The 20,673-nt window shown below is 70.7% G+C and carries 19 protein-coding genes; 10 read left to right on the top strand and 9 right to left on the bottom strand.

Going from position 1 to position 20,673, the window contains the following annotated elements:
* Positions 1-111 precede the first annotated feature (111 nt).
* On the top strand, positions 112-654 hold the full coding sequence (locus tag PFX91_RS16785; RefSeq protein ID WP_285732957.1) for an MOSC domain-containing protein: 543 nt from the start codon (positions 112-114) through the stop codon (positions 652-654).
* Between the two features lie 175 nt (positions 655-829).
* Here PFX91_RS16785 and PFX91_RS16780 read toward each other — a convergent pair whose 3' ends face one another.
* Complete coding sequence (locus PFX91_RS16780) at positions 830-1,249, bottom strand: DNA-binding protein (protein ID WP_285732955.1); 420 nt, start codon at positions 1,247-1,249, stop codon at positions 830-832.
* A gap of 58 nt (positions 1,250-1,307) precedes the next feature.
* Positions 1,308-2,060, bottom strand: coding sequence for an SDR family oxidoreductase (locus PFX91_RS16775; protein WP_285732953.1), 753 nt, complete (start codon positions 2,058-2,060; stop codon positions 1,308-1,310).
* A gap of 198 nt (positions 2,061-2,258) precedes the next feature.
* Here PFX91_RS16775 and PFX91_RS16770 point away from each other — a divergent pair, with 198 nt between their 5' ends.
* From PFX91_RS16770 to PFX91_RS16760, 3 genes are all read left to right on the top strand, one after another.
* Positions 2,259-3,641, top strand: a complete 1,383-nt coding sequence (locus tag PFX91_RS16770; RefSeq protein ID WP_285732951.1) for an FAD-binding oxidoreductase — start codon at positions 2,259-2,261, stop codon at positions 3,639-3,641.
* 157 nt (positions 3,642-3,798) lie between these two features.
* Positions 3,799-4,500, top strand: coding sequence for a hypothetical protein (locus tag PFX91_RS16765; protein WP_285732949.1), 702 nt, complete (start codon positions 3,799-3,801; stop codon positions 4,498-4,500).
* 177 nt (positions 4,501-4,677) lie between these two features.
* Complete coding sequence (locus tag PFX91_RS16760; protein WP_285732947.1) at positions 4,678-5,223, top strand: type 1 glutamine amidotransferase domain-containing protein; 546 nt, start codon at positions 4,678-4,680, stop codon at positions 5,221-5,223.
* A gap of 83 nt (positions 5,224-5,306) precedes the next feature.
* Here the strand turns inward: PFX91_RS16760 and PFX91_RS16755 are convergent, their stop codons facing one another.
* Together PFX91_RS16755 and PFX91_RS16750 are read right to left on the bottom strand one after the other, a co-directional pair.
* The gene (locus PFX91_RS16755; RefSeq protein WP_285732945.1) at positions 5,307-5,420 is read right to left on the bottom strand and encodes a methionine/alanine import family NSS transporter small subunit; all 114 of its coding nucleotides are present in this window, start codon (positions 5,418-5,420) and stop codon (positions 5,307-5,309) included.
* Positions 5,420-6,964, bottom strand: coding sequence for a sodium-dependent transporter (locus tag PFX91_RS16750; RefSeq protein WP_285732944.1), 1,545 nt, complete (start codon positions 6,962-6,964; stop codon positions 5,420-5,422). The genes PFX91_RS16755 and PFX91_RS16750 overlap by 1 nt, the downstream gene beginning before the upstream one ends.
* 1,041 nt (positions 6,965-8,005) lie before the next feature.
* On the opposite strand from PFX91_RS16750, the gene PFX91_RS16740 reads away from it, so the two are divergent.
* The 6 genes from PFX91_RS16740 to PFX91_RS16715 all read left to right on the top strand — a co-directional run bounded on the left by PFX91_RS16740 (position 8,006) and on the right by PFX91_RS16715 (position 14,820).
* Entirely contained in the window at positions 8,006-9,160 is a 1,155-nt protein-coding gene (locus PFX91_RS16740; RefSeq protein ID WP_285732941.1) for a Gfo/Idh/MocA family protein, read from the top strand.
* On the top strand, positions 9,157-10,317 hold the full coding sequence (locus tag PFX91_RS16735; protein WP_285732939.1) for a dihydrodipicolinate synthase family protein: 1,161 nt from the start codon (positions 9,157-9,159) through the stop codon (positions 10,315-10,317). Before PFX91_RS16740 ends, PFX91_RS16735 begins: the two co-directional genes overlap by 4 nt.
* Complete coding sequence (locus PFX91_RS16730) at positions 10,314-11,231, top strand: sugar phosphate isomerase/epimerase family protein (protein WP_285732937.1); 918 nt, start codon at positions 10,314-10,316, stop codon at positions 11,229-11,231. The genes PFX91_RS16735 and PFX91_RS16730 overlap by 4 nt, the downstream gene beginning before the upstream one ends.
* Before the next feature lie 61 nt (positions 11,232-11,292).
* On the top strand, positions 11,293-12,198 hold the full coding sequence (locus tag PFX91_RS16725) for a 5-dehydro-4-deoxyglucarate dehydratase (RefSeq protein ID WP_285732936.1): 906 nt from the start codon (positions 11,293-11,295) through the stop codon (positions 12,196-12,198).
* Complete coding sequence (locus PFX91_RS16720) at positions 12,199-13,287, top strand: mandelate racemase/muconate lactonizing enzyme family protein (RefSeq protein ID WP_285732934.1); 1,089 nt, start codon at positions 12,199-12,201, stop codon at positions 13,285-13,287.
* Between the two features lie 225 nt (positions 13,288-13,512).
* Positions 13,513-14,820 (top strand): MFS transporter, encoded by a 1,308-nt coding sequence (locus PFX91_RS16715; RefSeq protein ID WP_285732932.1) that lies wholly within the window; start codon positions 13,513-13,515, stop codon positions 14,818-14,820.
* A 290-nt stretch (positions 14,821-15,110) separates the two neighbouring features.
* Here PFX91_RS16715 and PFX91_RS16710 read toward each other — a convergent pair whose 3' ends face one another.
* From PFX91_RS16710 to PFX91_RS16690, 5 genes are all read right to left on the bottom strand, one after another.
* Positions 15,111-16,142 (bottom strand): LacI family DNA-binding transcriptional regulator, encoded by a 1,032-nt coding sequence (locus tag PFX91_RS16710; protein WP_285733022.1) that lies wholly within the window; start codon positions 16,140-16,142, stop codon positions 15,111-15,113.
* Positions 16,143-16,209: 67 nt separating this feature from the next.
* Positions 16,210-17,145 (bottom strand): NAD-dependent epimerase/dehydratase family protein, encoded by a 936-nt coding sequence (locus PFX91_RS16705; RefSeq protein WP_285732930.1) that lies wholly within the window; start codon positions 17,143-17,145, stop codon positions 16,210-16,212.
* Between the two features lie 108 nt (positions 17,146-17,253).
* A complete protein-coding gene (locus PFX91_RS16700; protein ID WP_285732928.1) occupies positions 17,254-18,099 on the bottom strand; it encodes a DUF6807 domain-containing protein in 846 nt (281 codons plus the stop codon).
* A complete protein-coding gene (locus PFX91_RS16695; protein WP_285732926.1) occupies positions 18,096-19,268 on the bottom strand; it encodes a Gfo/Idh/MocA family protein in 1,173 nt (390 codons plus the stop codon). Before PFX91_RS16695 ends, PFX91_RS16700 begins: the two co-directional genes overlap by 4 nt.
* The gene (locus PFX91_RS16690) at positions 19,265-20,584 is read right to left on the bottom strand and encodes a Gfo/Idh/MocA family protein (RefSeq protein WP_285732924.1); all 1,320 of its coding nucleotides are present in this window, start codon (positions 20,582-20,584) and stop codon (positions 19,265-19,267) included. The genes PFX91_RS16695 and PFX91_RS16690 overlap by 4 nt, the downstream gene beginning before the upstream one ends.
* Between the last annotated feature and the right edge of the window lie 89 nt (positions 20,585-20,673).

Below are 20,673 nucleotides of genomic sequence, written 5' to 3'. Positions count from 1 at the left end.
TGGGCGCGGCATGGGTCTGGTGGGGAAGAGGGTCGGGTCCGGGCGCGGTGGAGGGTCGCATGGGGCCGGCTAGGCTGTGGTGCGGGACATACGCGAGTGGAGGGAAGGCCTGTGGGCGCGGTGGTGGAGTCGGTCAGCAGCAGCTCTGGACACACCTTCAGCAAGACGGTCCTGCCCCGTATTCGTCTTTTGGCGGGGTTGGGCGTGGAGGGTGACGCCCACATGGGCACCACCGTCAAACACCGTTCCCGGGTGGCGGTCGATCCCACCCGGCCCAATCTGCGTCAGGTCCATCTGATCCACGTCGAACTCTTCGAGGAGGTCGCCGACGCCGGGTTCGTGGTCGGGCCCGGTCAGTTGGGTGAGAACATCACCACGCGGGGCGTTGACCTTCTGGCCCTGTCGACCGGGACGGTGCTGCGTTTCGGTGAGGGGGCGTGTGTGCGGATCACGGGTCTGCGTAACCCTTGCCGGCAGATCGACGACTTCTCCCCGGGGTTGCTCGGGCAGGTGGTGCACCGGGACGGGGAGGGGGGTGTTGTGCGCAAGGCCGGGGTGATGGGCGTGGTCTTGACCGGTGGGGTCGTCGAGGCCGGAATGCCCATCGAGGTACAGGCGCCTTCGGGGGCGCACGTGCCCTTGGAGCGGGTCTGATCGGGACCTTTGCCCCCGCGCCCGGTCGTTGTCCTTCTCGCGTGCGATCGCCTACGAGGTGAGATCGGGGCGGGGCGGCGTGTCCTGGTCCTTGGGTGTGGGACCGCTGTGGTGGGGTGCTTGACCAGGAGCGCCCCACCACAGCGGCCCCGGACGGTGTCGCGGGCGTCGGGTGTCAGGTGTCGGTGCGCTGTCGCAGACGGTCATGGCGTTGGCGTGCGGCCTGAGCCGATCCCAGGCCCAGGCCGAAGGCGATCTCCTGCCAGGTCATGCCGCGTCCTTTGGACATCTGCAACAGTCCCGCCTCCAGTTGGTCGAACTCCGCGCGGGCCCAGGGCACCAGGGTCAGGGCGGCGGTGAGGTCGTCACGGTCCACGGTCGGAGCGTCCGATTCGGGTGGGGCGCTGCCGGCGGCCAGGTCGGTCACCCGTCGTAGGGCGTCCAGGGGCGGCATGGGCATGCGGTCGTGTTCCCAGCGGATGCGGTGTTCGCCGGTGGCGTGGCGTTCGGTGAGGCGGACCAGGGCCTGGTGGGTGCGTAGACGGCGGGCCGCGCGGGGGTCGGGTGGGGTGAAGGGGTCCTCGGTGTGGGTCATGCTTTTGAGCATGCGAGAGGAACCCCCGGGTGTCAACAAAGAATTTTCAACGTTTTGTTCACTCGATGGGGTGTCGATCCAGGAATTCGGCGAAGGTCACCCGTCCCACGGCCCGGTCGGGCGCCAGGTGGTGTCCGGCGCGGAAAGCGGCGAAGGTGGTGCCCGGCACCCGCACGGGCACGGTGGTGCGCCTGGTCCCGGTGCGGTCCAGGTAGACACCGGCCAGTTCGCGTAGGGACTCCACGCGCGGTCCGCACATGTCGGCCACACGCCCGGCCGGCGGCTCCTGGGCCAGGAGCGCCAGGCGGGAGGCCACCTCGTCGGTGTCGACGGGTTGCACGTCCACGTCGGGCACGGGCATGAGCGGCAGGCGGGCCGTGGCCTGGAACAGGCGGACGAGCAGGTCGTGGAACTGGGTGGCGCGCAGCACCGTCCAGCCCAGACCGGAGGCCTCAAGGGCCCGTTCCACGGTGTGCTTGGTGCGGTAGTAACCCAGTGGTATCCGGTCCACGCCCACGATGGAGATGTAGACCACGTGGGCCACCTCGGCCCGACGCAGGGCACGGATCAGGTGGGTGGCCGCGGTGATGTCGCCGCCGGTGGGTGTGCTGGCGCAGTGCACCACGGTGTCCACACCGTGAAGGGCCCGGGTCAGGCCGGTGCCCCGGCGCAGGTCCACGGCGAAGGCGGAGCGGTCCTCGGGGTGGGGGTGGCGGCTCAGGACGCGTACCGGGTGTCCGGCCTGGCGTAGACGTTCCACCACGGGCCGCCCCAGGGTCCCGGTGCCACCGGTGACCAGGATCGTGCTCATACGCTCTCCTTCGCCGGGCGGTGGGCCTCCATGTTAGGACGGTGAGCCGTTCGCGCCTTGGCGTGCGGGGCGCCGCGTCGCGGGCGTGTCGCACGCAGGTGGGCGTGGTCGCGGCGTCGTGGGAGCGGCGTGTCTGGTTAGAGTGCTGGACGGCATCGGCGCGACGGGGCGTCCGAGCGAGCGGTGAGGAGTGTGCCCATGTCCGGGATCGCCGAGAGGTTGACGGCAGCGGTGGGTGCTGAACAGATCGTGACCGATCCCCAGGTGATGGGGGGTTACTCCCACGACGAGGCCGAGTGGGCCGACCACGCCCTTCCGGCCGCGGTCGTGCGCCCCCGCCACACCGAGGACGTGGCGGCGGTGGTGCGCGTGTGCGCCGAGCAGGGGGTGGCGATGGTCGCCCGCGGCGCGGGAACGGGACTGTCGGGTGCGGCCAACTCCGGGCGGGGCTGGGTGGTGGTCTCCTTCGAGCGGATGAACCGGGTGCTGGAGGTCGACCCCGTCCAGCAGACGGCCACCGTGCAGCCCGGCGTGGTCAACGACGCCCTGCGTGAGCGCGTGGCCCGGGACGGCCTGTGGTACCCGCCCGATCCCGCCTCGGCGGCCTGGTCGACGATCGGCGGGAACGTGGCCACCAACGCCGGCGGCCTGTGCTGCGTCAAGTACGGGGTCACCCGCGACTACGTCCTGGGGATGGAGGCGGTCGTGGGTTCGGGCGAGGTGGTGCGGTTGGGTCGTACCACCGCCAAGGGGGTGACCGGCTACGACCTGTGCGGGCTCATGGTGGGTTCGGAGGGGACCTTGGGCATGGTCACCGAGGTGACGCTGCGGATGCTTCCCTTGCGCACCGGTACCGAGCACACGGTGGTGGGTTACTTCGACTCCCTGGCGGAAGCCGGGCGTGCGGTGGCGGCGGTCTCGGCCGCCGGGGTGGTGCCCTCGGCGATGGAGCTGATCGACCGTTTCTGCCTACAGGCGGTGGACTCCTGGAAGAACATGGGCCTGTCGGCCGAGGGCGAGGTGCTGTTGCTGGCGCGCAGCGACCAGCCCGGGGCCGCGGGAGAGCAGGAGGCCGACCTCGTCCTGGAGTGTTTCCGCGCGCAGGGCGCGGTCTATGCGGTGCGTTCCACCGATGCCGAGGAGGCCGAGGCCCTGTTCGAGGCGCGGCGTCTGGCCTACCCGGCGTTGGAGCGTCTGGGGCCCCTGTTGACCGAGGACGTGTGCGTTCCCAAGGCGAAGGTCCCCTTGATGTTGGAGCGCATCGAACAGGTCGGGGAACGCTTCTCCACGCATATCGGCAACATCGCGCACGCCGGTGATGGCAACCTGCACCCTTTGTTCATCGTCCCGGCCGGTGACGAGGCCGCCAAGAAGCGTGCTCAGGAGGCCTTCGAGGTGATCGTGGACGAGGCGATCGCCCTGGGGGGCACGGTCACCGGGGAACATGGTGTGGGCCTGCTGAAGATGCGCGGGGCGGCGCGGGAGATGGGCCCACAGGTGCTGGCCATGCACCGGGCGGTCAAGAACGCCTTGGACCCCGCCGGGATCTTCAACCCCGGCAAGGTCTTCTCCCTGGACTGAGCGGCGGGGCCGGTAGGGGCGTCGTCGTCTCGGAGGCGGGTGTGGTGCGGGCGGGACACGCCGGGGTGGAGTCGCGATAACGAACGGGTACGGACGGAACCGGCGGGGGAGCGGGCGGCGTCTCAGTGACAAGAGCCACACCGCACGAGGAGCCCCCATGGAACCCCCCACCGTCCTGGTCCTGGTGATCGTGGTCCTGGTCGTCACGATCGTCGGTGCGATGGCCGTGACGGGGTCGGCCGCCGAACGCCGCCGTTCCCGTGCCCTGGCCGCCTGGGCGCGGCGTGAGGGGTGGAGTTATGACCGTGAGCGGCCCGAACTGGTCGACCGTTTCGAGGGTGCCCCCTTCCTGGAGCGGCGCTCCAACGCCCGGGCCCGGCACGTGCTGTGCACCCAGCTGCGGGGTCGTCGGGTCATGGCCTATGAGTACGCCTACACCGCGCCCTGCCCCCGGCAGCGCGACCGGACCGTGGTCAACGTGTACACCGTGGTCGTGGTGTCCCTGCCCGACGCCGTGCCGGAGTTGGGGGTGAGGCAGGCCTCTTCGGAGGTGATGTCCTTCCCCTCTTCGGTGGAGGTCCGTCTCTGGCGTTCGCCGCAGGCGGAGTTCGATGAGCGGTTCGAGGTGATGGCCCAGGACGAGGGCTTCGCCCGCGAGGTTCTGGACGAGTCGACGCGCACGTGGTTGTCGTCCCGGCCTGGAGTCGCCCCCTTCCGTTTCACCGGTCGGTTCCTGCTCGGTTGGGAGGAGGGTGCGGTGGAGGGCGAAGGGGTCCGGGTACGCGCCGACACTCTGCTCGACCTGTTGGAGCGCCTTTGCGCCGGGGCGGGCAAGGACGCCCGGGGCCGTCTGGGCTGAGGCCGTGCCCCAAGGGCACGGCCGGGCTGATTCTGTGCGGTGAGAGCGCCGTTGCCGGAGGGGCCGCGGACATGGGGCGGCCCTTCGTCCAGGTTCGTTGGAAGCGGGGCCGGTGTGGGTAGGGGCGCCCCCACGGGCACGAAGAGGTGCCGCGACGCTCGGAGATGGGAGGCAGTTGTGGCTGACACGCTCAACGGCCGCCGGGTCGCGATCCTGGCGGCGGACGGAGTCGAGCAGGTCGAACTCGTCAAGCCGCGGGAGGCGTTGCAGGAGGAGGGGGCCCGTATCGACCTGGTCTCACTGGAGTCGGGGAAGATCCAGGCGATGAAGGGCGACATCGACCCGGCGGACCGGTTCACGGTGGACCGGGTGGTCTCCGAGGTCGGGGTGGACGACTACGACGCCCTGCTGGTCCCCGGTGGAACGGTCAACCCCGACAACCTGCGCCTGAACGAGGACGCGGTGGGGCTGGTGCGCGACTTCGTCGCGGCGGACAAGCCGGTGGCGGCCATCTGCCACGGGCCGTGGATCCTGGTGGAGGCCGACGTGGTGCGCGGACGCACCGTCACCTCCTACCCCAGTGTGCGCACCGATCTGCGCAACGCGGGGGCGACGGTGGTGGACGAGGAGGTCGTCACCGACCAGGGCCTGACCACCAGCCGCGCCCCGGACGACCTGCCCGCGTTCTGTGAGCGCATCGTGCGGGAGTTCGCCGCGAAGTAGACGCCCGTCCGGGCCTGTGCGACGGCCATACGGACGCAAGGGACCCCGGATCGTCTGATCCGGGGTCCTTCACGGTTTCGGGGTCAGTCGGTCCCGGACTCGTCGGGGTGGCGGCGCAGGTGGATGATGGCCGCGACGAGGCCGCCCCACACCAGGACGATGGAGACGATCATCATGGTGATCGCGCTGGCGGACATCAGCGGTCCCCTTCCTCGATCTGGTCGGTCATGTTCCGGCGGTCCTCCTCGGTCGTGGTGCCGGCCCGCTTCCAGGGGAAGAGGGAGACGATCACGCCGAAGACGATGGCGCCGATGGCCACGCCCCATCCCGCGGTGAGCAGGAACTGGGTGGGGTAGTCCTCGTAGTTCTGCGCCAACTCCGTGCGCAGGCTGTCCCACATCATGAAGCCCAACAGGAGCGGAGTGATGACCCCCAGCGCGACCTTCCACCACAGGCCCAGCGGGATGGAGGAGAAGGTGGCGGCGTGCCTGTCGAACATCGGCAGTCTGCGCAGGATCCACGCGAAGACGATCAGCATCACCAGGGCCGCCAGGGCGATGCCGTACTGGTTGATGAAGTGGTCGAATACGTCCAGGTAGTACAGCCCCTCGGGTGTGGGGAAGAGCAGGATCGACACCAGTGCCGTGGTCCCGCCCACCAGCAGCACGGTCGGGATCCGGCCCAGTCCCGTGCGGTCGCGCACGGCGGAGATGATGACCTCCACGATGCTGATCAGCGAGGTGATACCGGCGATGGTCAGGGAGGCGAAGAAGAGCACACCGAACAGTGCTCCGCCGAAGGGCAGGGTGGAGATGATCTGTGGGAAGGCGACGAAGGCCAGTCCGATGCCGGAGGTGGCCACCTGGTCGACGGTGGTGCCGGCGGCGCCGGCCATGAAGCCCAGGGCCGCGAACACGCCGATGCCCGCGAGGAGTTCGAAGGAGCTGTTGGCGAAGCCCGCGGTGACCGCGGTGCCGCTCAGGTCGGTCCTGCGGCGCAGGTAGGAGGCGTAGGTGACCATGATGGCGAAGCCGATGGAGAGCGAGAAGAAGATCTGCCCGTAGGCGGCCACCCACACGCTGCCGTTGAGCATGGCGCTCCAGTCGGGGGTGAACAGCGCGTTGAGGCCATCGGCGGCCCCCTCCAGGGTGACCGCCTGCACCACCAGGATCAGGAACAGCACCACCAGCAGCGGGATGAAGATCCGGTTGGCCTTTTCGATGCCGTTGCGCACGCCCAACGCCAGGATCACCAGGACCACCGCCCACACGCCGATGAGGGGCAGAGCGACCCCGGGGACGTAGCCGGAGATCGCGCCGGGGGCCTCGCTCGTTTGCAGGTACTCGCCGAAGAAGAAACCGTCGGGGTCATCGCCCCATGACTCACGGATGGAGAAGACCAGGTAGGCGCAGCTCCAGGCGATGATGGCGCCGTAGTAGACCGCGATGACGAAGCAGATGGCCACCTGCCACCAGCCGATGGCCTCCGCGGGTCGGAAGATACGCCGGTAGGCCAGTGGTGCGGAGGCCCGGTAGCGGTGTCCGATGCTGTACTCAAGGATCAACAGTGGGATGCCGGCGGTGAGCAGGGCGATGAGGTAGGGCACCAGGAAGGCGCCGCCCCCGTTGTCGTAGGCGACGTAGGGGAATCGCCAGATGTTGCCCAGCCCGACGGCGGAGCCGATCGCCGCCATCAAAAAGCCCGCGCGCGTCCCCCACTGCTCGCGAGTCTGTTGGACCATGTTCAGGTCTCCTTGATCATCAGGTCGTCGAACGTGCAGCCTGCGCTCTGGGGAGGAAGGAGAGCGCCTTTCTCCTTCCAGATCCGGGCGCTTGGAAACACCGGACGGCCATGGTGGACATGACCGGGGCGGCGGTGAGGGAGGCGTTGGGGCACCGTCTCCGCACACCGAAGGCGCGGGCGGCAAGACCGCCGGCCACCTTCGGAGAAGGTGTTCTGCGGTCCGGGACCACGTGTGGCCCCACGTCACCGGGGGATGGGGCCGATCGCGGTCGTTTCCCGGGTGGGGGTCGTTCGGTGCGGGCGAGGTGGTGGGCTCGCGCTCCCTCCCGACCGTGCCGGGCCTTGGGACGCGGCCTGCAAGGCAGGGAGATCGCCGTTGAACGTGAGCACCTGCACGTGCGCACATCAACTGAGCACCCCTGGCCGTGACGGGGACGCCGCACGCCGGATCAGGGGCGCCGGGCCGGCGGTGTCCGCCTGTGGGGCCGGTGTGAGACCTCAACGGCACTCCTCCCGGACGGGGCGACCGTTGACGAAGCGGTCAGGCCACGGATGGCCCGTGACGAGGCGAGGGTTCCGGGTCGTCCTCGGCGTGGTCGCCGAGGTCCCCCTTCGAGGAGAAGGGGGCGACCTTGTGCCCGGGCGCCCCGCACGGTGGCAGGAACCGGCCTGACCAGCGTCGTCAGGTGAATCGGCTGTACATGGTGTTGCTCAACTGTGGGTCTTCGTCGGCTCTTTGTCCACATCCCACGAGGAGCGTCGGCGGTGGGGGAACGCTCACCGAAGGCCTTCCCAAGGACGTGGGTGTGCGATGTGGCCGGTATTGGCGGTGTCAGCGGTGTCCTTTCGGGGCGCGCAGGACTTTTCCGAAAAATTGCCGTGACGCGCCGCTCATGTGAGGGGGTCCTTCCCCTCACGGGGCGCCCGTGCGCGCGGTGGGGGCACGTCGGCGTCATGGCTGGTCGGGGGTCCCTCTGGTGCGAAGGGGCGGTTTGCCGTACGCTGGAAAGCGCTTTCACAAGGAAAGGGGCAACAACCTATGGGTGATCATGTGCTGGATGTGGCCATGAACGGCGTCACCGGTCGCATGGGGTACCGGCAGCACCTGACCCGGTCGATCCTGGCCATCCGGGAGGAGGGCGGCGTCCGCCTGCCCGACGGCTCCCGGATCATCCCCGAACCCATCCTGGTCGGGCGCTCCGAGCGCAAGCTGCGCGAGATCGCCGAACGCCACGGGATCGAACGTTGGTCCACCGACCTGGACGCCGTGCTCTCCCAGGAGAGCACCAAGATCTACTTCGACTCCCAGATCACGCACGCCCGCGAGGCCGCCGTGCGCGCCGCCATCGCCGCGGGCAAGCACGTCTACGTCGAAAAGCCCACCGCGAGTACCCTCAGCTCCGCCCTGGAGCTGGCCAAACTGGCCCGTGACGCGGGCGTGCGCAACGGGGTGGTCCAGGACAAGCTGTTCCTGCCCGGGCTGCTCAAGCTGCGCAGACTCATCGACAGCGGCTTCTTCGGTCGGATCCTGTCGGTGCGCGGCGAGTTCGGCTACTGGGTCTTCGAGGGCGACTGGCAGTCCGCCCAGCGTCCCAGCTGGAACTACCGCGCCGAGGAGGGCGGCGGCATGGTGCTGGACATGTTCCCGCACTGGCACTACATCCTGGAGCACCTGTTCGGCCCGGTGCGGACGGTCACCGCCAAGGTCGCCACCCACATCCCGCGCCGCTGGGACGAGGACGGCCGCCCCTACGAGGCCACCGCCGACGACGCGGCCTATGGCATCTTCGAGCTGCACGACGGCGCCATCGCCCAGATCAACTCCTCCTGGAGCGTGCGCGTGGCCCGCGACGAACTGGTGGAGTTCCAGGTCGACGGCACCCACGGCAGCGCCGTGGCGGGTCTGCGCTCCTGCCGCGTCCAACACCGCTCGGTCACGCCCAAGGCGGTGTGGAACCCCGACCTGGAGGACGACGCCCGCTACCGCGACCAGTGGGACCGGGTGCCCGACAACACCGACTTCCCCAACGGCTTCCGCGCCCAGTGGGAGGACTTCCTGCGCCACGTGGTCGTGGACGCCCCCTTCCCGCACGACCTGCTCTCCGGGGCGCGCGGCCTGCAGATGGCCGAGGCCGGGCTGCGGTCGGCACGTACCGGACGCACGATCGAACTGGACGAGGTCACCCTCGCATGAGCACGCTCCTTCTTCCCCAGGCCGACGGCACGACCGCTGCCTACACCCTGAGCGGCACCCCCGTGGACGCCTCCCCGCTGTCCCCGGCCCGCTCCCGTACCGTCTACGCGGCGGCCCACGTGGTGGCCGACCCCTTGGGACCCAACGCCCCCGGGGCGCCGGCCCACCTGGACTGGGAGGCCACCCTGGCCTTCCGGCACCACCTGTGGGACCAAGGTCTGGGCGTGGCCGACGCCATGGACACCGCCCAACGCGGCATGGGTCTGGACTGGCAGGCCACCGCCGAGCTGATCCGCAGGTCGGGGGCCGAGGCCGCCGCACGCGGCGCGGTCCTGGCCTGCGGGGTGGGCACCGACCAGATCGACCCTTCGCAGGCCACTCTGGAAAGCGTTATCACCGCCTATGGTGAGCAACTCGACGTCGTCCAGGAGGCCGGCGCCACGCCCATCCTGATGGCCTCCCGGGCCCTGGCGGCCCTGGCCTCGGGCCCCGACGACTACGCCAAGGTCTACGGACGCCTGCTCCAGCAGGCCGACCGGCCGGTCATCCTGCACTGGCTGGGCACCGCCTTCGACCCCGCCCTGGCCGGTTACTGGGGTCACGCCGACCCCGCCGAGGCGATCGCACCGGTGGCGGCCCTGATCACCGAGCACGCCGCGAAGGTGGAGGGCATCAAGGTCTCCCTGCTCGACGCCTCCCTGGAGGTGGAGCTGCGCCGACTGCTGCCCGAAGGGGTGCGCCTGTACACCGGGGACGACTTCCACTACCCCGACCTGATCCTGGGCGACGATGACGGCCACTCCCACGCCCTGCTGGGGATCTTCGCCGCCATCGCCCCGGTCGCGGCCCGTGCGCTGGCCGCCCTGGACCAGGGCGACACCGGCCGCTACCGGGCGCTGATGGATCCCACCGTCCCCCTGGCCCGGCACCTGTTCGCCGCGCCCACCTTCTACTACAAGACCGGTATCGCCTTCCTGGCCTGGCTCAACGGCCACCAGAAGGGGTTCCACATGGTGGGCGGGCTGCACAGTGCCCGCGACCTGCCCCATCTGGCTCGGGCGCTGCGCCTGGCCGACGCCGCCGGGGTGCTGTCCGATCCGGACCTGGCGGCGGCGCGCATGCGAACGCTCCTGGAGGTGTCGGGGGTGGAGCAGTGAGTACGACTTCGACGGACACCGCGGCGGTCGGGCCAGCGGCCGTGGACGTGCCCTCCGGGCTTCCCGCCACCCTGCCCACACCCCGGCCGGGCGATGCCCGGCTGGCCCGGCTCTCCCTCAACCAGGCCACCGTCAAGTACTGGAACCTGCCCCAGGCCGTGGACGGCTGTCTGCGCGCCGGGCTGCCGGCGATCGGTGTGTGGCGTGAGCCGGTGGCCGAGATGGGGCTGGCCAGGGCGTCCCGCCTGCTGCGACGTACGGGGCTGCGTGTGTCCTCCTACTGTCGCGGCGGATTCTTGACCGGGCACGAGCAGGAGGCGTCCTTGGAGGACAACCGTCGCGCGATCGACGAGGCCGCCGAACTGGGCGCCGCCTGCCTGGTCATGGTGGTGGGCGGTATGCCCGAGGGCGAACGCGACCTGGTGGGGATCCGTGAGCGCGTGGCCGACGCCGTCGCGCGTTTGGTCCCCTACGCCGCCGAACGCGGTGTGCGGCTCGCCCTGGAGCCTTTGCATCCGATGTTCTGTGCGGACCGGGCGGTGCTGTCCACCCTGGGCCAGGCCCTGGACCTGGCCGAGCGCTTCGACGCCGCCACCGTCGGTGTGGTGGTGGACGCCTACCACGTGTGGTGGGACCCGCAGGTGTGGGAGCAGATCGCCCGTGCGGGGGAGGGTGGGCGTATCGCCTCCTTCCAGGCCTGTGACTGGGAGCTGCCCCTTCCCGCCGACGCCCTGCTGGGGCGGGGGATGGTCGGTGACGGCCATGCCGATGTGCGCGGTCTGCGCCGTGCGGTGGACGAGGCCGGCTATGACGGCGACATCGAGGTGGAGATCTTCAACGAGCGGATCTGGTCCTGTGACGGTGACGACGTGATCGCCACCGTGGCCCGCCGCCACGTCCAACACGTCCTGTGAACACTCCCCGGGGGCGTGTCCTGACGCCCCCGGGGTTCCGGCAAGCAGATACGAGGAAGAGATGAACTTCGACGGAATCCTGTTCTTTCCGCTGACCCCCTTCGACTCCGCGGGCGGGGTGAACGAGGAGGTGCTGGCCGAGCACGTCTCCTCGGGGGTGGAGCACGGTGCGGGCGGTGTGTTCGCGGCCTGCGGCACCGGTGAGATCCACGCGTTGTCGGCCGCCGAGCACGCCGCCGTGGTGCGGCGTTCGGTGGAGGTCACCGCGGGTCGTGTGCCGGTGGTCGCCGGGGCGGGCGGCAGTGTGGGCACCGCCATCGAGCAGGCGCACGCGGCCAAGCGGGCGGGGGCCGACGGCATCCTGCTGTTGCCCCCCTACCTGGTGGCGGCGCCGCAGCGGGGGCTGGTGGAGTACGTGCGCACGGTGGCCTCGGCCGTGGACATCCCGGTGGTGGTCTACCAGCGCGGGTCGATGGTCTTCACCGCCGACAGCGTCGCGGAGCTGGCGGGCATCCCGTCGGTGGTGGGTTTCAAGGACGGTGTCGGTGACCTGGGGTCGATGCACCAGATCGTGCTGGCGGCACGCCGGGTGCGCGGTGAGGAGTTCACCTTCTTCAACGGGCTGCCCACCGCCGAGCTGACGGTGGCGGCCTCCCGCGGGGTGGGGGTTCCGCTGTACTCCTCGGCCGCCTTCGCCTTCGTGCCCGAGGTGGCCAACGCCTTCTACACCGCCTTCCACGCGGGGGACGCGCTGGCCGACACCTTGATGCGCGAGTTCTTCGATCCCCTGGTGCGCCTGCGTGATCGCGTCCCGGGGTATGCGGTGTCGCTGGTCAAGGCGGGGGCGCGGTTGCGCGGGATGGACGTGGGCGGGGTGCGGGCGCCGCTGGTGGATCCCACCTCCCAGGACGAGGCGGACCTGGCCGAGCTCATCGAGACCGGGCTGTCCCTGGTCAAGGGGGAGTGAGTGCGCGTCACCGAGGTAGCCGCCCGTGCCTTCAGGTTGCCGCTGCATCGGCCCTGGGACGGCGGGGTGGACCGCAACGACGTGGTGGTGGTGCGGGTGGTCACCGACTCCGGCCTGGTCGGTACGGGGTTCTCCTGGACCCCGCTGATCGGGGCCGGGGCGGTGGCCGCCCTGGTCAACGACGACATCGCCGGGGCGGTGGTGGGCCGTGGGGCCCACCCGTGCCTGTGGGACGAGCTGCGCTGGCATCTGCGGGAGGCGGGCACCAGCGGGCTCACTCTGATGGCGCTGGCCGGGGTGGACATCGCCCTGTGGGATCTGAGCGCCCAAGCCGCACGGATGAGTCTGGTGGAGTTGGTGGGTCGGCGTCGGGAGTCGGCGCCGGCCTACGGAAGCGGGGTGAATCTGGACTATCCCCTGCCCGACCTGGTGGAGCAGGTGCACGGTTGGGTCAAGGCCGGGCACGAGGCGGCCAAGATCAAGGTCGGTTCGCCGCAGGTCGCCCGCGACGTGGAGCGGGTGGAGGCGGTGCGTCGGGTGCTGGGGGAGGGGCGTGTGCTGATGGTGGACGCCAACCAGCGCTGGGACGTGTTGGGGGCGGCCCGTGCGTTGGCGGCGTTGGAGGACTTCTCCGTGCATTTCGTGGAGGAGCCGCTGCCGGCCGAGGACCTGGAGGCGCATGCTCGGCTTCGTGAACGCACCTCGGTGCCGTTCGCGATCGGGGAGAACCTGCGCACGATCGCCGAGTTCGAGCGGGCCGTGGAGTTGGGGGTGTGCGATGTCGCCCAGCCCAACGTGGTGCGGGTGGGCGGTATCACCCCGTTCCTGCGGATCGCGGAGTCGATGGCGCGCCGAGGTGTGCCGGTGGCTCCGCACCTGTTGCCCGAGCTGTCGGGTCAGCTGGCGCTGTGTCTGCCCCGGGTGGCCATGGTCGAGGACATCGATCGGGCCTCTTTCGCCGCGTTGGGGGCGTTGGCCCGTCCCAGCGGGGTGGAGTTCGCCCAGGGGCGGGTGCGTGCCGACACCGGGCCCGGTCATGGCCTGGTGTTCGCCGACACGCTCACCCCGGTCGCGGAAGCCTCCCCCTAGCACCGGGTACGCGACCGGACGCGGGTCGGGGCGCCCTGCCATGGGTGCTCCGGCCCGCGTGGGCGTGTGGGCTCGGGGTGTGCCGTGGCCGTGGACGGATTCCGCAGAACGCGATGCGGCTTCACGTGCGAAGTGGCGTGACTCAGCGTTACCTTGTCCTAGGAAGGCTCGGCGGCACGCCCCCGCTGCGCAAGGTGATCGCCCCCCGGAACGGATCACATCTGCATGGACTCCCTGCCGGAGAACTCCTCCACTCCACCCCCCGCGCAGGCTCGCGAACCTCTGGGGCGCGACTACGGCAGGCTGCTGACGGCCAGTGCGCTGGGCAATCTCAGCGATGGCATCGCCCTGGTCGCCCTGCCCTGGTACGCCTCCACCCTCACCGACGACCCCTTGGCGGTCTCCGCCGTCGGTATGGCCACCCGTCTGCCCTGGCTCCTGCTCGCCTTGGTGGCGGGCGTGGTCGGTGACCGCGTCGATCGGCGCCGTCTCATGGCGATGGCCGCCGGCGGCAAGGCCGCGGTCCTGGCCGCCCTGGCCACCTTGATGGCTCTGGAGGTGGCCAGCCTGCCGGTGGTGCTCTTGGTGGCTCTCCTGGTGGGTGTGTGCGAGGTCTTCTTCGACAACACCGCTCAGGCCCTGCTGCCCATGGTGGTGCCTCGCAGCCGTCTGGAGCGCGCCAACGGCACCCTGTGGAGCGTGGAGGAGATCGCGAGCCGCTTCGTGGGGACCCCCGTCGCCGGTTTCCTCGTGGCGTTGTCCATGGTGTGGGCCTTCGGATTCCAGGCCTTGCTCGTGGGCTGCGCCGCCCTGGTGCTGTGGGGCCTGCGAGGGGACTTCCACCCCGCTCGGACGGCGAAGGACGGTCCTTCGGGTTCTCCTGGTCAGATGCTCGCCGAGGGTGTGGGCTGGTTGTGGCGGCACCGCCTGCTGCGCACTCTGGCCGTGTTCTTGGGTCTGTCCACCATGGCGACCGCTATGAACTCCGCCGTCCTGGTGCTCTTCGCCCAGGACGTCCTCGGGTTGGACTCACGCGGTTACGGGTTGCTGCTCACCGCGGTCGCGGCCGGGATGGTCATCGGCGCTCAGGTGGTGCCGTGGCTGGTCCCCCACGTCCCGCCCGGTGTCGCGCTGCCTCTGGCCTTGGCCGTCCAGGGCCTTGCCTATGTCACCGTCGCCGTGGCGCCCAGCGCGGTGCTGTTCGCGGTGCTCTGGCTGCTGGTCGGGTTCGCCGCCGTGTGGTGGAACGTGGTCACGCTCTCCCTGCGCCAGCGCATCATCCCCGCCCCTTTGCTCTCCCGGGTCCTGTCCGCCTACCGCACGATCGGGTGGGGGACGGCTCCGGTGGGCATGCTGCTCGCAGGTGTGATCGCCACCCTTGTCGAACCGGAGCTGGGACGCCGGGTCGCGCTGACCGCACCCCTGTTGGTGGCGGGGGCCATCAGCATCGTGCTGGCGGCCGTGGCGGTGCGCGCACTGGCCACCGCGCGCATCCGCGCGGCCGAGGCCGCTGCTCAGGGGCGAAACGGGTGAGTCCGGCAAGGGGCGGCGGTGCCCTGGTGTGGTGCGGCTCGTGTTCTTCGGGACCGGGTTCCCGGGTGTGGGACCGCATGGCCTTGGGGCGTCGCGGGACAGGGCGGGCACCCGGCCCGGCCGCCGTCGGGGGCACGCACCCGAGCGGTTCGCCCTGGGGTTCCAGGCCGGCACCCGCCGGCATGGCGACGACGACTTGGCCGGCCCCGCCCTCCTCCTCAGGGAGCCGGCCCGTGCCGATCCCACCGGCGAGGCGGGGGCTCCGAACGGGACGGGATCACCGCTCGGGATCAGCGGGTGGGCGGTGCGGTGCTCTCGCGTTCGACGACCTCGCCTTTGACGGTGACCACGCGGGGCTGGTCGGTGGGTTCGCCGTCCAGGGCCAGTGCGGCGGCCTGCTCGCCCATCCGCTCCAGGGGCAGGCGCACGGTGGTCAGCGCGGGGGTCAGGTCGCGCAGGGTGGGGATGTCGTCGAACCCGGCCACCGACAGGTCGGTGGGCACCCGCAGGCCCAGATCGCGCAGGGCCGCCATCGCACCGGTGGCCATGACGTCGTTGACGGCGAACAGGCAGGTGGCGTCGGTGCCCACGGCCATCAGGCGTCGGGTGGACTCATAGCCTCCGTCGCGGGTGAAGGCGCCGTGCACCACGTTGTGGTGGGCCAGTTGCAGGCCCGCGCCCGAGAGCGCGGAGTGGAACCCGTCCAGGCGTTCGCGCGCGGTCTGTAGGTCGGTGGGTCCGGCCAGGATGGCGAACTCGCGGTGTCCCTGGGCGATGAGGCGGCGGGCCAGGTCGGCCGCGCCGGCGTGGTTGTCGGGGGTGACGGTGTCGGCGGGCAGCCCCTCCTGGGACACGCACGCCACCCGACCGCCCTGGCGGCGGAACAGGTGGATCTCCTGGGCCAGACGGCGGTTGCTCTCCTCGTCGGTGGAGCGTGAGCCGACCAGGACCACCGCACGGGCGCGGTGTGCGCGCAGGGTGGACAGGATACGGCTCTCGGTCTGGGTGGAGCGGCCGGTGGTGCCAAGGACCAGGACCAGTCCCTGTTCCTCGGTGTGGCGGGTCACCCCTGCGGCGATCGAGGAGAAGTAGGGGTCGGAGATGTCGTGGACGAGCAGGCCGACCAGGGAGCTGCTGTTGCGGGCCAGGGTCTGGGCCGAGGCGTTGGCCAGGTAGCCCAGTTCCTGGGCGCTTTTGGTGACCTTTTCCCGTAGGCGTTGGCTGACCTGCCGGGTGCTGCCGTTGATCACCCTGGACGCCGTCGCCAAGGACACCCCGGCGTGTTGGGCGACCTGCTCCAGTGTCACGTAACCGGACTCCACGCCGCCGCCTTTCCTGCCTCGGACCACGGGAAAACTCTTTCCTAGACTAGCGGAGTCCTCGCCCTGCTCATGGACGTTGGGACGCTGAGGCCCGCTGGTCGGGGTGTGGTTCGGTGTCGGACCGGGGGTGCAGTTGTTCGCGCCAGGTGCGGGTGGGGGTCCATCCCAGGGCGGTGTGGGCGGCGTGGGAGGAGAAGACCGCGCGCCCGTCGGCCAGAGCGGGGGCCGCGGCGGCGGTGGTGGGGTGGTGTCGGGGCAACAGGGTGTGGACCGGGCCGGTGGCCAAGGGGTCGGGCGCCATGGCGTTGAACACCTGCCCGTTGTCGACCTTGTCGGGGTTCTCCACGACCAGCGCGAACAGTTCGGCGGCGTCGCGTGCGTCGACGTAGTTGAACAGGGAGGTGGCGGCCAGGGCGGGGTCGGCCAGTCTTCGGGCCATGGTGTGACCCTGTTGGGTGGGGGCGCCCCGCCACTCCTCGGGGGCGACCACGTAACCGGGGCGCACGCACGACAGGGTGCAGGAGTCGCTGGTGCGCGCCAGGGCGCGCACGGTGTCCTCGATGATGGCCTTGCTCAGCCCGTAGGCGTGCCAGGGGGCGACCGGGTGGGCCTCGTCCAGGGGCAGGTAGCGGGGTGTCCAGGAGGGGGTGTTGTACCCGTAGACGGTGGGGCTGGAGGCGGCCACCGCCGAGTGGGCGCCGTGTGCCACCGCCGTGGAGAGCACCGCCCAGGCCAGGCCGGTGTTGACCTGGAGGGTCTCCACGTCGGGGCGGGCGAAGGGCACGGCGATTCCGGCCAGGTGGACGACCGCTTGGGGGCGGGCGCGGGTGAAGGCCTCCTGGCGTGCGGTGTCGTCGAGCAGGTCGGCGGTGATGGTCTCCACGCCCGGGGGCTGGTCGGCGGGGGCGGTGTCCACGGAGGTCACGGTGTGTCCGCGGTCGGCCAGGACGGAGACGACGCTGCGTCCCAACCGCCCGGAGCCGCCGGTGACGAGAACGCGCATGGGGTGTTGTCCTTCCGATGGTGTGAGGGGCACGCCCTGGCGGGCTCCACCCCGGTGGTCGTGTTCGGTGACCGCGGGTGTGAGGTCACGTTGGGCTTGGGGCCCGCGTCAGGGTAGGTTCCGCACGGACGCGGCCAACTCCTCCAGGTCTTGTTCCTGGTCGAGGTGTCCGTCGCGCACCGCCACGCGCAGCCGCCGCTCCAGACGCGCGCCCCGGGGCAGGGGCAGGCGGTGGTCCCAGGCCAGGGCGGGCCCCACGCCGGGGTACTCCTCAGCGCGCAGGAACCAGGGGTCGGTGTGTTCTTGGGGCTGGCAGAAGAGCAGGGTCCACGCGCTCTGCGTGTGGCCGGCCATGGCCAGCCACGGGGCGCGGGAGCCGTGCAGTGCCCGCTCGCCCCGCAGTCCGCCCGCCCCGCTGATGCGGGGTGTGGTCGCGGCGAGGGGCGCGCGCCAGAACAGACCCCCGTACCCGGCGCCGGGTCGGCCGTTGGTGGCGGGGCTGCCGATGCTCAGGTCGCGTCCGCTGGTGTTGCGCAGCCCTGTGCGCACGTCCAGCACCCAGGTGCGCTCGTCCAGGTGCGCGGCCCGCAGGGTGCGCTCCTCGCTGAGCAGTTCGTCGCCCCGGGGGTCGGTCCACGACAGCAGTTCGACGCGGCGGTCCTCGGCCAGTTCCAGCCAGGACACGTGCCGTTGGGTGCCGTGGTTGTCCAGCAGCACCGATCCCCGGTCGGGGGTGAAGGTGCGTCCTCCCCAGAAGCTGGTCCCCGACACGTCGGGCACGGCCACGCTCACCCCGAAGTGGTGCAGGTGGTCGGCGGGCCGTCGTTCGGTGACCACCGTGCCCGCGAGGGTGTGCACCGGGTGCAGGTGGGGGCGGGGGGACAGGGTCTGTTCGATGTCGGTTCCGTCGCGAAGGACGGCCAGGACACGACCGTTCAGGGTCAGCGCGTTCATGGTGTGGCCTTCGTGCGGGCGGGACGCGTCCAGGAGGCCGGGTCCCAGGCGGGGTCGAGTTCGGAGAACAGCGCCAGGTGTTCGGCGCTGCGGTGGATGAGGGTGTCGATGCCGGGGATGACGCGGCGCACGCCCTCGTCGGTGCGGTGGACCTGTTGCATGTGGTCGGGGAGTGCCACCGGGTCGGGTGCGGTGCGTACCGCTTCGAGCACGTGCATGAACGCGCGGGTGGCCGAGGGCGGGACCAGCAGGGGCCGGTCGTGACGTATGTGGTCCAGGAGGTTGACCAGCAGGTGGGTGCGCGGGTGGGTGGTGGTGGTCGGGGCACGGCCCGGCCGGTGCAGGGTGACGCGGTCCAGGGTGTACTCGAACTCGATGCGTCCCCGCTCACCGTGCACCACCAGGCGCGGAGGCAGGTGTTCGGGAGCGCACAGGGTCACCGCCAGGGTGATGGGCACGCCCTCGTCGGTGTGCAGGCGCACGCACGAGGTGTCGTCGGCCTCGATGGGGTGGGCGTGGAACATCTCCAGTTCCACCCGGGCCGGTGCGCGGGTGTGGGTTCCGGTGACGGCCAGGGCGGTGGCCAGGGCGTGGGCGAAGGGGTTGGTCAGCGCGCCGTCCACCACGTCGCGTCCGTCCAGGCGGCGCCGCCCCGCCCAGGGGGCGCGGTCGTAGTAGTGGGAGGTGCGCACCCAGGTGCCGGTGCCGCCGATACCACGCAGGCGTCCGATCTCGCCCTGGGTGATGAGGGCGCGCACCTGTTGCACCGCGGTCGATCCCAGGCTTTGGAAGCCCACCTGGCAGGCCAGGCCGGAGGTCTTCACGGCGGTGTCGAGTTGTTCGAACTCGGCCAGGGTGGCGGTGGTGGGTTTTTCCAGTAACACGTGGGAGCCGTGTTCCAGGGCGGTGCGGGCCAGGGGCAGGTGGGTGTGGATGGGGGTGGACAGGATGGTCACTTGTGCGCCGGTGCGTTCGATGGCCCGGCCCAGGTCGGTGTGGCAGGGCAGGGGGCCGTGGCCCTCCAGGTCGTCGCCGTCGAGGACGGGGCGTTGGTCGCACAGGCCCACGAGTTCGACCAGGCCGCTGTGGGCCAGGGTGCGCAGGGAGCGTAGGTGGGAGCGGCCGTGTCCGTGGACTCCGGCCAACAGCACGGGGACGGGGGTGCTCATCGCTCGTCCTTGCGCAGGTCGGCGATGCGGACCGGGGCCCCCGAGGCGATGGAGGCGTTGGCGGCCAGTCCGGTGAGCAGGGCGTTGCCGCCGTCGGCGTGGTCGGGTCGGATGCCGTCGTCGATGTCGCCGAAGAGGGAGTCGAGCATGACCTGGTCTCCGCCGCCGTGGGTGCCCTCACCGACCGTGACGGGGATCTCCTCGGGGGGCTGCCAGTGGCGGCGCAGCCACAGTCGTGCGGTGGTGTGCTCCTTGGGGGCGGGCATGCCGCGTACGGGTGTGGTCCGGTCCTGGTGGGGGGAGGTGTACTCGAACTCGGTCATGTCCAGTTCCAGGCGGCCCCTGCTGCCGGTGATGGAGATCCGGTAGCCCTCCCAGGGGGCGTAGGCGACCAGATGGTAGGTCAGGCGGGCGCCGGTGTCGTAGGAGACCAGCACCGACATGTCGTCCTCGATGGTGATGCCGGGACCGAAGACGTTGAGGTCGCGGTGGTAGCCGTCCTCGTGTTCGGCCTCCAGGTACAGGGCCGTGAGGTCGGGGCTGTCGTCCATGTGCAGGGCGAAGGGGTCGTCCTGGGCGGCGCTGTGGCCGTGGACGCGTTCGTAGTCGGCGGCCAGGCCGTGGCGGCGGCCGTTGTGGTCGCCGTAGAAGAACAGCCGTCCCGAGGCGTAGACGTCGGTGGGGCGGGCGGCGATCCACCAGTTGACCAGGTCGAAGTGGTGACTGGCCTTGTGCACGAGCAGGCCGCCGGACTGCTGTTTGTCGCGGTGCCAGCGTCGGAAGTAGTCGGCGCCGTGACGCAGGTCCAGCAGCCATTCGAAGTGGACCGAGCCGACCTCGCCGATGACGCCGGAGGCGATGAGTTCGCGCAGTCGGCGGTGGACGGGGTTGTAGCGGTAGTTGAAACCGACCGTGACCCGCCCGCCGGTACGGGCCTGGGCCTGCTCGATGCGCCGTAGTCCGTCCAGGTCGGCGGTCATGGGTTTTTCGGTCAGGGCGTCGCATCCGGCGTCCAGGGCGGCCACGATGTAGTCGGCGTGGGTGTGGTCGACGGTGCACACGATGACCTCGTCGACGCGCTCCTGACGCAGCATCCGGGTGAATTCGTCGGGGGAGTAGGTCGGCACGGGGGCGAGCCCGGCGTCGGTGACGATCCGGTTGTGCACGGCCATGCGGGTGGTGTTGGGATCGCACAACGCGACCAGTTCCCCCCGGTCCCGGTGGGTGGTGGTCAGGGCTCGTGTGTACATCCGGGCCCGGGAGCCGGTGCCGACGATCGCGTACCTGCGTGGGGTGGTGTGGTTCACGACAGGCATGGTAAACGCTTTCCTTACTGGCCGACAAGGGCGGGGGCCAAGAAGTGCACGAGCGTCCATGGCATCGTGACCGAAACGGCATGCTTTGG

The sequence above is a fragment of the Nocardiopsis sp. ATB16-24 genome (assembly GCF_030271535.1).
Taxonomy (GTDB): domain Bacteria; phylum Actinomycetota; class Actinomycetes; order Streptosporangiales; family Streptosporangiaceae; genus Nocardiopsis.
This window is presented reverse-complemented; position numbering and strand designations above follow the sequence as displayed.

Excerpts from the sequence above, each read along its gene's own strand:
- PFX91_RS16780 (WP_285732955.1), bottom strand. The coding sequence starts at position 1,249 with ATGACCCACACCGAGGACCCCTTCACCCCACCCGACCCCCGCGCGGCC.
- PFX91_RS16775 (WP_285732953.1), bottom strand. The coding sequence starts at position 2,060 with ATGAGCACGATCCTGGTCACCGGTGGCACCGGGACCCTGGGGCGGCCC.
- PFX91_RS16770 (WP_285732951.1), top strand. The coding sequence starts at position 2,259 with ATGTCCGGGATCGCCGAGAGGTTGACGGCAGCGGTGGGTGCTGAACAG.
- PFX91_RS16765 (WP_285732949.1), top strand. The coding sequence starts at position 3,799 with ATGGAACCCCCCACCGTCCTGGTCCTGGTGATCGTGGTCCTGGTCGTC.
- PFX91_RS16755 (WP_285732945.1), bottom strand. The coding sequence starts at position 5,420 with ATGTCCGCCAGCGCGATCACCATGATGATCGTCTCCATCGTCCTGGTG.
- PFX91_RS16750 (WP_285732944.1), bottom strand. The coding sequence starts at position 6,964 with ATGGTCCAACAGACTCGCGAGCAGTGGGGGACGCGCGCGGGCTTTTTG.
- PFX91_RS16740 (WP_285732941.1), top strand. The coding sequence starts at position 8,006 with ATGGGTGATCATGTGCTGGATGTGGCCATGAACGGCGTCACCGGTCGC.
- PFX91_RS16735 (WP_285732939.1), top strand. The coding sequence starts at position 9,157 with ATGAGCACGCTCCTTCTTCCCCAGGCCGACGGCACGACCGCTGCCTAC.
- PFX91_RS16725 (WP_285732936.1), top strand. The coding sequence starts at position 11,293 with ATGAACTTCGACGGAATCCTGTTCTTTCCGCTGACCCCCTTCGACTCC.
- PFX91_RS16715 (WP_285732932.1), top strand. The coding sequence starts at position 13,513 with ATGGACTCCCTGCCGGAGAACTCCTCCACTCCACCCCCCGCGCAGGCT.
- PFX91_RS16705 (WP_285732930.1), bottom strand. The coding sequence starts at position 17,145 with ATGCGCGTTCTCGTCACCGGCGGCTCCGGGCGGTTGGGACGCAGCGTC.
- PFX91_RS16700 (WP_285732928.1), bottom strand. The coding sequence starts at position 18,099 with ATGAACGCGCTGACCCTGAACGGTCGTGTCCTGGCCGTCCTTCGCGAC.
- PFX91_RS16695 (WP_285732926.1), bottom strand. The coding sequence starts at position 19,268 with ATGAGCACCCCCGTCCCCGTGCTGTTGGCCGGAGTCCACGGACACGGC.
- PFX91_RS16690 (WP_285732924.1), bottom strand. The coding sequence starts at position 20,584 with ATGCCTGTCGTGAACCACACCACCCCACGCAGGTACGCGATCGTCGGC.